This window comes from Longimicrobium sp., assembly GCF_036388275.1.
Taxonomy (GTDB): Bacteria; Gemmatimonadota; Gemmatimonadetes; order Longimicrobiales; family Longimicrobiaceae; genus Longimicrobium.
The window spans coordinates 19,367-31,422 of the sequence record NZ_DASVSF010000023.1 but is presented as its reverse complement, the minus strand read 5'-3'; the positions used below and the strand labels follow the sequence as shown (position 1 = coordinate 31,422).

Sequence of the window (12,056 nt, the reverse complement as noted above, 5' to 3'; positions counted from 1 at the left end):
GGGGGGAGACGGGGCTCCCGGAAATCAGGAGCCCGTCTCGGCCGTCTCGTGGGTCACCGCCACCAGCGGCGTTTTGCCGCCATGGCTGATCACCTCGTCGATCAGGCCGTATTCCTTTGCCTCTTCGGGCGACATGTAGCGGTCGCGGTCCAGGTCGGTCGCCACGCGCTCCTCCGTCTGCCCCGTGTGGTGCGAAAGGATCTTGTTGAGCTTGTCACGGATCCCCAGGATCTCGCGGGCCGCGATCTCGATGTCGGCCGCGTTGCCCTGGCTGCCGCCCGACGGCTGGTGAAGCATGATCCGCGCGTTGGGAAGCGCGCTGCGCTTGCCCTTGGCGCCCGCCCCGAGCAGGATGGCGCCCATGCTGGCCGCCCCGCCGATGCAGATGGTGTGCACCGGCGAGCGGATGTACTGCATGGTGTCGTAGATGGCCAGCCCCGCCGTCACCACCCCGCCCGGGGAGTTGATGTACAGGTAGATGTCCTTTTCCGGGTTGTCGGCGTCCAGGAAAAGGAGCTGCGCGATGATGATGTTGGCCACCGTGTCGTCGACCGCGCTGCCCAGAAAGACGATGCGGTCCATCAGCAGGCGGCTGAAGATGTCGTAGCTGCGCTCGCCGCGGCTGGACCGCTCGATCACGTACGGCGGAAAAATGGCCATGTGCTGGTCTTCTGCTTTCTTGAAATGAAGGTTTCGCGCCCGCGGATGCCGCGTCAGCCGTGCGAAACGGTGTTCCGCGACCGCAGGTGCTCGAACACCTTTTCCTCGGTGATCTCCGATTCCAGCGCCTGCATCTGGCCGGAACGCTCCAGCTCCACCCACACGTCGCTGGGCGAGCGGCCCGCCTTTTCGGCCAGCTGCTCCACGCGCGCGTCGACGTCGTCGGCGGTGGCACGCAGCCCCTCGCGGTCGGCCAGGTGCTCCACCACCATCATCCGCCGGAGCCCCGCCTCGGCCTGCGGCCGCATGAAGGTGCGCAGTTGCGAGATCCGTTCCTGCTCCTCGCCACCCCGCGCGGGGCGCTTTCCGCTCTCGTCGGGCACGTCGCCCGTCATGTAGTCCAGGTAGCGCTCCACCATGCTCCCCGGCACGTCGAAGGGGTTGGCGTCCACGATCTGGCCGATCAGCCCGTCACGCTCTGCCTGGTCGGCGCGGCGCTTGGCATCCTCGGCCAGGTCGTTGCGCACCCGCTCGCGCAGCGCGTCCATGCTCTCGAAGTCGCCCAGCCCCCTGGCGAACTCGTCGTCCAGCGCCGGCAGCTCCTTGCGCTGCGCATCCACCAGGCGAATGTGCAGGCGCTCCTGCTTGCCGCGCTGCGCCTCGTCGGCGAAGTCCTCGGGGAAGGTGACGGTGAACTCGCCCTCCCCGCCCGGGGCCAGCGTCATGATGGCGGCCTCGATGTCGGGGATGGCCTGCCCCTCGCCCAGCTCGAAGCGGTAGTTGCTGGCCTCGGCCTCTTCTTCGGCGTCGAGCTGGGTGATCTCCACCTGCACCTGGTCGCCGTAGTCGGGGGTGCCGTCCACGGGGGCGGGCGTGCCGCGGTCCTGGCGCAGCCGCTCGAGCACCGCGTCCACCTCCTCGTCGCCCACCACGTCGGCCGGGCGCACCACCTGGAATCCGTCGATGCGCGACAGCTCCAGGGTGGGGTTCACCTCGAAGGTGACCTCGAAGTGAAGCTCGCCGCCGGCGTGGTAGTGAACGTTGTCGACCTGCCCCTGCTCGATGGGCCGGTGGTCGCCGGACTCCAGCGCCTCGCGGTAGGCCTCCTGGATCACCTTTTCCACCGTCTCCTGCTCGATGGCCTGGCCGAACTGCTTTTCGACGATGGACGCCGGCGTCTTGCCCTTGCGGAAGCCGGGCATGCGCACGGAGTTGGCGATGCGCGACGCCACCGACTGCCGCACGCGGCGGACGCGCTCCGGCGGCACGGTGACGGAAAGCTTGCGCGTGCAGGCGCCCGTTTCCTGGGCGTCGATCTGCAGATCGGTGCTGGGCATGGTGGTCTCGGACATCCGGCTGAATCTATCTGCTGAAGCGTTGCTGTATGCGAGGTGCGAAAGGGGGGATTCGAACCCCCACGGCCTGAGCCACTGGTTCCTAAGACCAGCGCGTCTACCATTCCGCCACTTTCGCGCGGGACGAACGGGAAAATATAGACCCCGCGTATGGGAGGGTCAACCGAAGGTGCGCACGAGGGACGACTTCCCCGGGATCGGCGGAACGGAAAGGCGGCCCGGGCGCTGTGCCCGGGCCGCGTGTGGCGCGACGTTGCGTTCCGCCCCGGGCGCTACCGGGCGGCCACCTTCCGCTCCGCGGCCCCCGCGGTGCGCCCCTGGAGACGGTACCGCACCACCTGGGGTACCCCCGCGTCGCTCAGGGTGACGGCATAGATGCGGTCGCCCCGGACCACGAGGGGCATGCCTTCCATCACCAGGATGGGAAGGGCCACCCGCCCGTGGTAGCGGCCTTCGGGGTCGAACACGTCCAGCGGCGTGCCGCTCGTGCCGGCCGGAACCGAGGGGCGCACCCACACCCACCCGCGGTCGTCGGTAGACATCGAGGCGAACGCGGGCTTGTTCCGGGGCACGCGCGACAGGTCCACCTTTCCGCCCTGGTCGGTGAACCACTTGAGCTGCGCCGGCACCGAGTCGCGCTCGGCGTCGGACACGGGTACCGGCGCGGCCTCCCGCTCCACGACGCGCAGGGTGTCGCCTCCGGGCTGCCACTGGGCCAGGCGGTAGCTCCCCGTGACGCCGGACCAGACGCGCCCGTCGGGATCCAGCGCCCATTCCAAACGAGGCGAGAATGGTACTGGTGCGGTGGAGGCTACGGGACCGTTATGGGTGGTGAACTGTTCGGGCGACACCGAGGGAAGCGGAATCACCGCGCCAGCCGCCGCCACGCCGTCGCGCCGCAGCAGCGTGGGCCCCGCGCCCGCCCGGCCGGAGCCCGGGCCGACGTCCCACAGCCGCCCGCGGCGGTCGAAACGGCCCGGCCAGGGAACCATGGCGAAGTCGTTCTGGCGGGGCACCGACTCGCGCAGGGCGCCCGTGCTGTCCCACACCGTGTATCGCCGGTTTGCCGGGTCCACCACCCAGACCGCCCCGTCGGGCGCCAGGGCGAAGCCGATGGGCTGCGACAGCTCTCCCGGACCCTGCCCCTGCCGCCCCAGGCTGCGCACGTGGGTCCCGTCGGGGCCGAACACGCGCACCTGGGCCGCCTGCGCATCCAGCACGTACAGCCGGCCCGCGGCGTCCGCCTCCAGCGCGGCGGGAAACGCGAACACGTCGGCCCCGCCACCGTCGGCGGCGCCCAGGCGCAGGTCTTCGACGGCGCGCCAGGCGCTGGCGCCGGCCCACAATCCCTGCTCGGGGTTTTTGACGCGCACGGTGCCGTTTGGCAGCGTGTCTACCCGCAATGCCTGCGATGGCTCGCCCCGGCCGCATGCGGCAAGGAGGCCGAGAGTGGCGAAAATCAATGAACGATGCATGAGTACCCCTGGATGCTGTCGGACCGTTTCGGAAAGCCCCATGCCCGGCCGGGGGTGGGGAATGATGGTGGATCCGCTACGGCTCAGCCGCCGGTCGGCGGGGGCGTTACGTCGGTCTGGCAGGTGCAGGTGGGGGTACCCGTCCAGAAGCTGCAGCTGCAGGTGCAGTTGCCTGTGCCGGAGCACGAGCCGTTTCTGCAGTTCGCCGAGCACGTGGTGTCCTGCGCGTACACGCGCTGGGCCAGCCGCGGGGAGGCAAGGAGCGCCGCCGCGGCGAACAGCGACAGGAGCGCGATCTTGAGTTGCCGAAGACGCCGGTTCTGCTGGTTCATGGTCTGTTCCTCTGTCCGAGAGATGAATGTGGGCCCCGGCCGGGTCCGTGTGGCGATGATGGATACCGTCATGATTGCGAAAGGCCCGCGAATGCGCGGACCTGCCGTCGCGCGGCCCCTGTGAGGGAGCCGGTCACCTTTCCCCGCACGACGCCGCGCTCCACCAGCAGCGTCGCGGGTGTAGAACCCACCCCGAACGCCCCGTGCACCTGCGCCGGGGTCCCGGTGATGATCTGCACTTCGCGCGAAAGCGCGCCCCAGTAGGCCAGCGCGGCCGGCGTGCCGGAAGGTGCGATGGCGAACAGTCGCACGGGGCCGCCCCGCAGGTCGGCCACCAGGTCCGTCCAGTTGGCCATGTTGGCGTGGCACACGGCGCAGTCGGGCGCGTACACGAACACCAGGGCCCGCTCCGCGGCGGCGATGGTCTCCAGGCCGGGCGCGGTGGCGCGCACGGGGGTGTTCACGGGCTCCACGAGCCCGGCCCGCTCTCCGGCACCCGGCGCCGCGGCCAGCGCGGCGGCCGCGCGCGCGGTCTTCACCCCGCTCCACAGCAGCACCGCCACCAGCGCCGCCGTGGCCAGCCCCGGAAGCCATCGTTTCATCGTTCCTCCATGCGGTACGCTTCCACCCGCTCCACCTGCAGGCTGTCGGTGCTCACGCCGTAGATCACTCCGCCCTCCGCCTGGAGCGGTTCGAACCCGGCGGGCAGGCGCACGCGGCGCACGGCGCCTGCATCGGCCGCCACGTTCCACACCCGGCTGAACCCCCGCCAGCTTTCGCCCGTGTCGAACCCGCGCGTCCACACCGCGCCGGCGGGCCCGGCGAGCACGCCGGTCACCGAGGGGCGCACGGCGGCGTAGAACCGGCGGTTCAGCGGTTCCAGCACGGCGAGCGAGGTGCCGGGCGACGCGATCATCCGGCGCTGCCGCAGGCCGTCCAGGTTGCGGAGCCGGTCCTGGCGCGTGACCCCGGCGGGCCGCAGGGGGCGGTGAAGCCGAACGGCGCGGCCGGAACGGTCCACCCGATATGCCTCGTCCGGGCCCCCCGGCGCAAAGACGACGGTGCCGTCCGGCAGGGCGTCCCACCGCGGCTCGGGAGACCAGGTGGGCGGCTTCAGCCAGGTGGTGACGCTGCTGCGTCCCGCCGCGCTTTCGCGATGGGTGGCATCGACGCCGGGGAGGGCGAAGCGCAGGAGCGTGGCGGTCATGCGGCTGGCGGTGTCCATCGCCACCAGCCTGCCTCGCTGCGCCGCTGCCCCCACCCGCAGCGGGTTGGAGCGAAGCTCCGCGACGAAGCCCCCGTCCACCGCCTCCAGCCGGTGCACCAGCTCGTCCGCGCCCCCCGCCGGCTTCAGCGCCCGCGTCTCCTTTCCCGCTGAGGTGTGGATCGCCAGCCGCTGGGTCGCCAGGTCCCACACCGCCATCTCGCCGCTCCACGGAAGCACCATCACCGCCGCCGGGTCGCGGAACTCGCCCGGGCCGCCGCCCTCGCCGCCGAACGCAAAGAGCCAGCGCCCGCCTGCGTCGAACGCCGCGACCGACTTCGCCATTCCGTCCAGCACGTACAGCGTGTCGCCGCCTCGGTTGCGCGCCAGGTCCGCGATACGGCCGAATCCATCTTCGTCGCCGTCGATCCTCAGCACGCGCCCCGAGGCATCGACGTCGCGCGGCTCGCCGGATGCGGGCGGCAGCGCGCGGTCCGCGGCCAGGCGAACCTGTACCGGCGCGGCGAAGAAGACGGACGCGAGCTCCGCGTCCATGCGCCCGCTGCGGCGGAAGGCGGCAAGCGCCGCGATCGCAGCCACCGCCGCGGCGGCGCCCAGCATCACCATCCCCCGCCTCACGTGCGGGGCTCCGGGCCGGCGGGCGCCAGAAGGGCCGCGGTCGTAAGCAAACGCTGAGGAGACGGCGCCGCGCGGCCGCTGTACAGCGCCGCGCCGCCCGCATCCAGCACCACCCACCGCGCCGCGCCCAGCTCGGCGGCGGCCGGCGCTCCGGCGCGCACCAGGGCAGACCCGACGGCGGTCGCGATGCACGGCTCCACCGCGCTCGAGAGCGCTACCCATCGCACGTCCGCCTGGCTCCCGCCCGCGCGGGCCAGCGTGCACAGCGCCTCCGCTCCAGGCCCCGCCGAGTCCGCGCGCACCAGCACGCGCACGCCTTCACCCGCGGCGGGAGCCAGGGCGTGAAGCGCGGGGAGCGGCGTACGATAGGGAAGGGGGGACGTGGCGTTCATCCGGGCATGCGAGACGGCGTTGCGCTCGGCCAGCTCGGCGAAGGACTGCACGCCCTCCGCGGCCATGGCCGAAGCGGCGGCCGCGATGCCGAGCAGGAGCAGCCGGAACCGCGCAGGCGACAGTTCCGCGAGCCGCGCCCCACGGGACTGGCTGGTTTGAAGATCAGCTTCGGGGCGGGCCAGATCTATCGTGTTTCCAAGGGTGGCCATGATGTCTTGCGGGAGATGGTCAGAAGAAGGCGTTCCAACCGTGGTGACTCATAAAGCGCGCAACGGTAATTCATCGTTCGGCAGCCACACCGACCTGGCTAAACACATTAAAGTCGCCATCCGAACGCGTCAAGCATTTCTTTCCGAACGCAAATCGTAGACGAAAGAGACGTGTTCACCGGGTGACGGCTCATGAGGTGAGTTGTCACACCTGTTCATTGTCGGGCAGGGGCTGAAGAATTCCCATCGCGCGTAAATCGGAGTAGACGCGCCGGACCTTGAAGGGACGCGTGTTGCGAGCGGGGCAGGCGTTCCGCCGCGGGCGAGCGGTGCAATCTTGCCGTGGCGGGTTACGTATCGCCGTTGAGACGAGCGCGATGCCGGAAAAAGATGCGGCCCGGAGGGTTCGCCTCCGGGCCGCGATTCCGTCCGTCCCGCCAGACGTCAGTCCGGCAGGCGGATGTTGATGATGCTGCCCTCGCCCGTGCGAAAGCGGATGCGAAGCGAGATCACCTGCCCGGGGCCCTTGCGCTCCACCAGCCGGCGGAAACCCTCCACGTCGCGCACCGCCTGCCCGTCCACCGCCACGATGCGCGTTCCCTCGCCCACGCCGTTGCGGGCGGCCACGCTCATCCGCTCCACGTCGGTCACCACCAGCCCCTCGGCGGGGCCGCCCAGGTCGTACTGGCGCACCAGCTCCGGGGAAATCGGCTGCACGCCCAGCCCCAGCTTCGACGCGCCCGCCGCGGCGCGGGGCGCCTGCGCGACGGGGGCCTCCAGCGCGGTGGCCGGCGCCTCGGAAAGCCTCACCTCCACCCGGCGGCGGTCGCCGTAGCGGATCACGTCCAGCGCCACCGACTCGCCCGGGCGGCGGGTGGCGATCAGCCGCTGGAACTGGCCCACGCGCTGCACCCGCGCTCCATCCACCGCCACGATCACGTCGCCCTGCCGCAGCCCGGCCTCGCGCGCCGGGCTGTCATCCGGAAAGTCCTGGATGACCACGCCCTCGATGCGTTCCAGGCGGAAGACCTCGGCGTCCTCCGGCGTCACGTTGCTCACCTGGATGCCCACGGCCGGCCGGCGCACGCGGCCGTAGCGGATCAGGTCGTCGGCCACCTTGCGGGCCAGGTCGATGGGCACCGCGAAGCCGTACCCCGAGTAGAACCCGGTGGGCGACGCGATCGCCGAGTTCACCCCCACCACCTCGCCGCGCAGGTTCACCAAGGGGCCGCCGGAGTTGCCGGGGTTGATGGGGGCGTCGGTCTGGATGAAGTCCTCGATGGCCCACCGCCCGTTCGCGCCCGCGTTCTGCCCGATCAGGTTGTTCAGCGAGCGGCCCTGCGCGCTGACGATGCCCGAGGTGACGGTGGTGCCCAGGTCCAGCGGGTTGCCGATGGCCAGCACCCACTCGCCGATCCGCACCCCCTCCGACCGGCCGATGCGCACCGCGGGAAAGCCCGTTCCCTCCACCTTGATGACGGCGATGTCGGTCAGCGGGTCGCGGCCCACCAGCCGGGCGCGCAGGTGCCGGTTGTCGGCCAGCACCACGGTGATCTGGTCGGCGTCGGCCACCACGTGGTTGTTGGTGACCACGTACCCGTCTTCGGTGATCAGAAAGCCGGAGCCGCTGGCCTGCTGCGGCATGTCGGGGTGCCCCTCGGGCATGGGGAAGGGGAACGGGAAGGGCATGCCCTGGCCGCGCTCGCCGCCTTCCTCGTCTCCCTCGTCGCCGCCGCGGCGGGACCTGCCTGGGGCGCGCTCCGTCTCGATGGAAACGACGGCCGGGGTCACCGATTCGGCGATGGTGATGAAGGCCTGGCTGAGCTCCTGGACGGGGCGCACCTCCGACGCGGGGGGGCGCCCCGTGGTCTGCAGGAGCGACGCGTGCGAGCGGGTGGTCCAGTCCAGGCCGCTGGCCACGAGGACGCCGCCGGCGAATGCGCCGGCGGTGACGCCGATCATCCTGAGCTTGGCACGTACGGGATCGAGCATCGTGTTTTCCTGGTCGTTCTTCATTCGTGTCGGGTCCTGGCCGAATCCAACATCCCGCATCTGCACCGCGCGCGACAGGGCCCGGCGATTAGGCGGGGGTTAGGGTGGCCCCGGTCGTCATATTCAGGCTGGACACCTCACCGGTTGCCCCTCCCCCGGCCCCTCCCCGCACAAACTACGTGCGGAGAGGGGAGAACTTCGCGCGAGGTTCGACGAGTGTCGGCGCATGCCGCGGGGAGCCCGCTCTCCCCGGTCCTCTTCCCCGCTGCGCAGGGGAGAGGGAGACCTTCGATGCGCTCCGGCTGGCCTCGCGCACTCGACTCGCCCGTGCAGTCCGCGCAGGCGGACTTTGGGCCCTTGTTGCCGCGACTTCAGTCGCCCCAGCAGGGCCGAGTGATGCGTCCCTGCGACCGAGGAGCGCCTGCAAGAGATCGGCCCCGCTTCCGATGCTCGGGAAGCGGGGCCGAATGCCCTGTCATTCGCTGTCGCGAGCGATCAGCGCTTGTCGTCGTCCACGATTTCGTAGTCGGCCTCGACCACGTCGTCGTTGGCGCGGGCACCGGAGCCCGCGGTGGCCGTGGCGTCACCGTCGAAGCCCGCTCCCGCCGTGGCGCCGCCGCTGAAGCCGGCGTCCGCACCGGGGCTGGCCGCCTGCTGGGCCTGGTAGATCGCGGAGCCCGCCGCCATGAAGGCCTGGTTCAGCCCCTCGGCCGCGCCGCGCACCTCGCCGATGTCGTCCTGCTTGAGCGCCTTGCGCGCACGCTCCAGCGCGGTGTTCAGCGCCTCCTTGGCGGCGTCGTCGAGCTTGTCCTCCCACTCCTTGGAGTCCTTCTCGACCGTGTAGACCAGCGAGTCGAGCTGGTTGCGCGCCTCCACCTGCTCGCGGCGCTCCTTGTCCTCGGCCGCGTGGGCGTCGGCGTCCTTCACCATCTTGTCGATCTCGCTCTCCGACAGGCCCGACGAGGCCTCGATGCGGATCTTCTGCTCCTTGCCCGTGGCGCGGTCCTTGGCCGACACGTGAAGGATGCCGTTCGCGTCGATGTCGAACGTCACCTCTACCTGCGGCATGCCGCGGGGTGCCGGCGGAATGCCCGTCAGCTGGAATTTGCCGATGGTCTTGTTGTACATCGCCATCTCGCGCTCGCCCTGGAGCACGTGGATCTCCACCGTGGTCTGGCTGTCCTCGGCCGTCGAGAACGTCTCCGACTTCTTGGTGGGGATCGTCGTGTTGCGCTCGATCAGCTTGGTGAACACGCCGCCCAGCGTCTCGATGCCCAGCGACAGCGGGGTCACGTCGAGCAGCAGCACGTCCTTCACTTCGCCGGCCAGCACGCCGCCCTGGATGGCGGCGCCCACGGCCACCACCTCGTCGGGGTTCACGCCCCGGTGCGGGTCCTTGCCGAAGAACTCCTTGACCACTTCCTGGATCTTGGGGATGCGTGTGCTGCCGCCCACCAGGATCACTTCGTCGATGTCGCCCTTGGAAAGGCCGGCGTCCTTGAGCGCCTGCTCCATCGGCGCCCTGGTGCGCTGCACCAGGTCGTCGACCAGCTGCTCGAACTTGGCGCGGCTGAGGCTGACGTTCAGGTGCTTGGGTCCTTCCTGCGTGGCCGTGATGAAAGGAAGGTTGATGTCGGTCGACATGGTGGTCGACAGCTCCATCTTGGCCTTCTCGGCGGCTTCCTTCAGGCGCTGCAGCGCCATCGGGTCCTTGCTCAGGTCGATGCCCTGGTCGCGACGGAACTCCTCCACCAGCCACTCGATGACCTTCTGGTCGAAGTCGTCGCCGCCCAGGTGCGTGTCGCCGTTGGTGGCCTTCACCTCGAAGACGCCCTCGCCCAGCTCCAGGATGGAGATGTCGTAGGTGCCGCCGCCCAGGTCGTACACGGCGATCTTCTCGTCCTTCTTCTTGTCGAGGCCGTACGCCAGCGCCGCCGCCGTGGGCTCGTTGATGATGCGCAGCACCTCGAGGCCCGCGATCTTGCCGGCGTCCTTGGTGGCCTGCCGCTGGGCGTCGTTGAAGTACGCGGGCACGGTGATCACGGCCTGCGTGACGCCCTGGCCCAGGTAGTCTTCGGCGGTCTGCTTCATCTTCTGCAGGATCATCGCCGAGATCTCGGGCGGGGTGAACGTCTTGCCCACGTTGGGCACGTCCACCTGCGCCAGGCCGTTGGGGCCCGCGGTGACCTTGTACGGAACCAGCTTCTCCTCCTGCTTCACCTCGGCCTCCTTGCGGCCCATGAAGCGCTTGATGGAGAAGAGCGTGTTGGTGGGGTTGGTGATCGCCTGGCGGCGCGCCACCTGGCCGACGAGGCGCTCGCCGTCCTTGGTGAACGCCACGACGGAGGGCGTGGTGCGGCCGCCCTCGGCGTTGGGAATCACTACCGGATCGCCGCCTTCCATCACGGCGACCACGGAGTTGGTGGTTCCAAGATCGATCCCAATGACCTTCGCCATGGGTGCTCCTTCAGATTCGGGTGTCAGGGACGAACAAGGGCGCCTCGCGATGCCATCAAGCACCGGGGCGCCCGCAAGCGCTGCCAGGGAACAAGGCAACGCACATGCCACGTTTTTCCAGGTTTTTCCTGCTATCGCGGCGGCTTTCCTGCCGTTTTGGCCGCGCCTGGCAGCGTGCGGGTGGCAGCGTCAGAACGGTCGCCTTGCCAGCATCTCTTCGGCCCAGCGGACGAACTCCGTCGTTTCGCGCACGATGCGGCGCCCGTCGTCGAGCGTGTAGTACTGCCCGCTGTACGAGGCGTCGCTCTTGGCCTGCAGGATTCCGCGCAGCTTGGCCACATGCCCGGCGTGCGCGCGGTCCTGGCCCAGCGCATGGGCCAGCACGTCGGCGGCGCGCGAGTGGTCGCCATCCTGCGACTTGATGCCCCGGTAGGCGATCGTGAGCGCGTCGGTGTAGGCGATGGCGGCGTGGATGGCGATGATGGCCAGCCCGTTCCCGTAACGCGTTTCGCTGATGGCCTCCAGCTCCTGGCTGTTGCGGTGCAGCGCGCGGCCGATGGACAGGTACTTGGCCGCGCGCGAGACGTCTTCCGTCGTGGTGCTGCCCAGTCTTACCATGCGCCGACCATCTCGTGAAAGGGGGTTCCGTACAGCGTACGCCCTTCGGAAAGCACGTTCTGCATCAGCGGGTCGCCGGCGCGGTACCGTTCTACGGCGCGGCTCTCGTCCAGCACGTAGGGAGAAATCCGCAGTCCGAGCCTACCCTGAAACCCGGGAACCGCCTCCATGAGCGCCTCCAGCACCGGCGCCGCGTGTGCCGGAGACGACGTGACGACCAGCAGGTCCACGTCGCTGGCCGGCCGGGCGTCGCCCCGGGCGTTGCTTCCGAAGAGGATGACGGACAGAGTGTGCTCCGCCAGCCCCGCCCTGTCAAGAGTGTCCTGAACCTGTCCGCGAAGTGTCGTCAGCCGTGTGGATTCGGCGCGAAAAAGGGCCCTCAACGGCTCCACGAGCTCGTGGGCGCCGTTCACGCGAAACAGCCGGATGCGCCGGGTCTGGTCGCATGCCAAAATGCCCAAGTCCGTCAACTCGTCGAGGGCGGCTCGCATTCCGCTCTTGGACCGGATCCCCGCCAGCAGCCGGGCCTCGTTCCCCGACACCGGGGATGAAAGCGGCAGTAGCGCGCGAAGGATGCGGACCTTTGCCACGGACCCGAGGACGGCGTCGAAAGTTCGGAAGAGCATCGCTGGTACCCGGAAGTGGGCTCGTTCCCCGTTTGTGGGTCTTGTTCCCCATTTTTGGGCAGTGTTCCCCAAATTTAGGGAACAACTCGCGTGATG

Annotated in this window: 11 protein-coding genes and 1 tRNA gene; all 12 read right to left on the bottom strand. The window is 69.9% G+C overall.

From position 1 onward, the window contains the following. Positions 1-24 precede the first annotated feature (24 nt). Positions 25-660, bottom strand: a complete 636-nt coding sequence (clpP, locus tag VF632_RS06995) for an ATP-dependent Clp endopeptidase proteolytic subunit ClpP (RefSeq protein ID WP_331022150.1) — start codon at positions 658-660, stop codon at positions 25-27. A gap of 53 nt (positions 661-713) precedes the next feature. After that, a complete protein-coding gene (gene tig, locus VF632_RS06990; RefSeq protein ID WP_331022149.1) occupies positions 714-1,997 on the bottom strand; it encodes a trigger factor in 1,284 nt (427 codons plus the stop codon). Positions 1,998-2,052: 55 nt separating this feature from the next. Further along, positions 2,053-2,133 (bottom strand) — tRNA-Leu (locus VF632_RS06985). A 154-nt stretch (positions 2,134-2,287) separates the two neighbouring features. Beyond that, positions 2,288-3,388 (bottom strand): 6-bladed beta-propeller, encoded by a 1,101-nt coding sequence (locus VF632_RS06980; RefSeq protein ID WP_331022148.1) that lies wholly within the window; start codon positions 3,386-3,388, stop codon positions 2,288-2,290. 185 nt (positions 3,389-3,573) lie between these two features. After that, positions 3,574-3,822, bottom strand: coding sequence for a hypothetical protein (locus VF632_RS06975; RefSeq protein ID WP_331022147.1), 249 nt, complete (start codon positions 3,820-3,822; stop codon positions 3,574-3,576). A gap of 68 nt (positions 3,823-3,890) precedes the next feature. Beyond that, positions 3,891-4,424: a hypothetical protein gene (locus tag VF632_RS06970; protein WP_331022146.1), complete on the bottom strand. Its 534-nt coding sequence runs from the start codon at positions 4,422-4,424 to the stop codon at positions 3,891-3,893. Further along, on the bottom strand, positions 4,421-5,665 hold the full coding sequence (locus tag VF632_RS06965) for a hypothetical protein (protein WP_331022145.1): 1,245 nt from the start codon (positions 5,663-5,665) through the stop codon (positions 4,421-4,423). Before VF632_RS06965 ends, VF632_RS06970 begins: the two co-directional genes overlap by 4 nt. Then, positions 5,662-6,267 (bottom strand): hypothetical protein, encoded by a 606-nt coding sequence (locus VF632_RS06960; RefSeq protein WP_331022144.1) that lies wholly within the window; start codon positions 6,265-6,267, stop codon positions 5,662-5,664. The genes VF632_RS06965 and VF632_RS06960 overlap by 4 nt, the downstream gene beginning before the upstream one ends. A gap of 444 nt (positions 6,268-6,711) precedes the next feature. Continuing rightward, the gene (locus VF632_RS06955) at positions 6,712-8,283 is read right to left on the bottom strand and encodes a Do family serine endopeptidase (RefSeq protein ID WP_331022143.1); all 1,572 of its coding nucleotides are present in this window, start codon (positions 8,281-8,283) and stop codon (positions 6,712-6,714) included. 471 nt (positions 8,284-8,754) lie between these two features. Then, positions 8,755-10,716 (bottom strand): molecular chaperone DnaK, encoded by a 1,962-nt coding sequence (dnaK, locus tag VF632_RS06950; protein ID WP_331022142.1) that lies wholly within the window; start codon positions 10,714-10,716, stop codon positions 8,755-8,757. 189 nt (positions 10,717-10,905) lie between these two features. Next, the gene (locus tag VF632_RS06945) at positions 10,906-11,334 is read right to left on the bottom strand and encodes a hypothetical protein (RefSeq protein WP_331022141.1); all 429 of its coding nucleotides are present in this window, start codon (positions 11,332-11,334) and stop codon (positions 10,906-10,908) included. Beyond that, complete coding sequence (locus VF632_RS06940) at positions 11,328-11,960, bottom strand: nucleotidyltransferase domain-containing protein (protein ID WP_331022140.1); 633 nt, start codon at positions 11,958-11,960, stop codon at positions 11,328-11,330. The genes VF632_RS06945 and VF632_RS06940 overlap by 7 nt, the downstream gene beginning before the upstream one ends. Positions 11,961-12,056 lie beyond the last annotated feature (96 nt).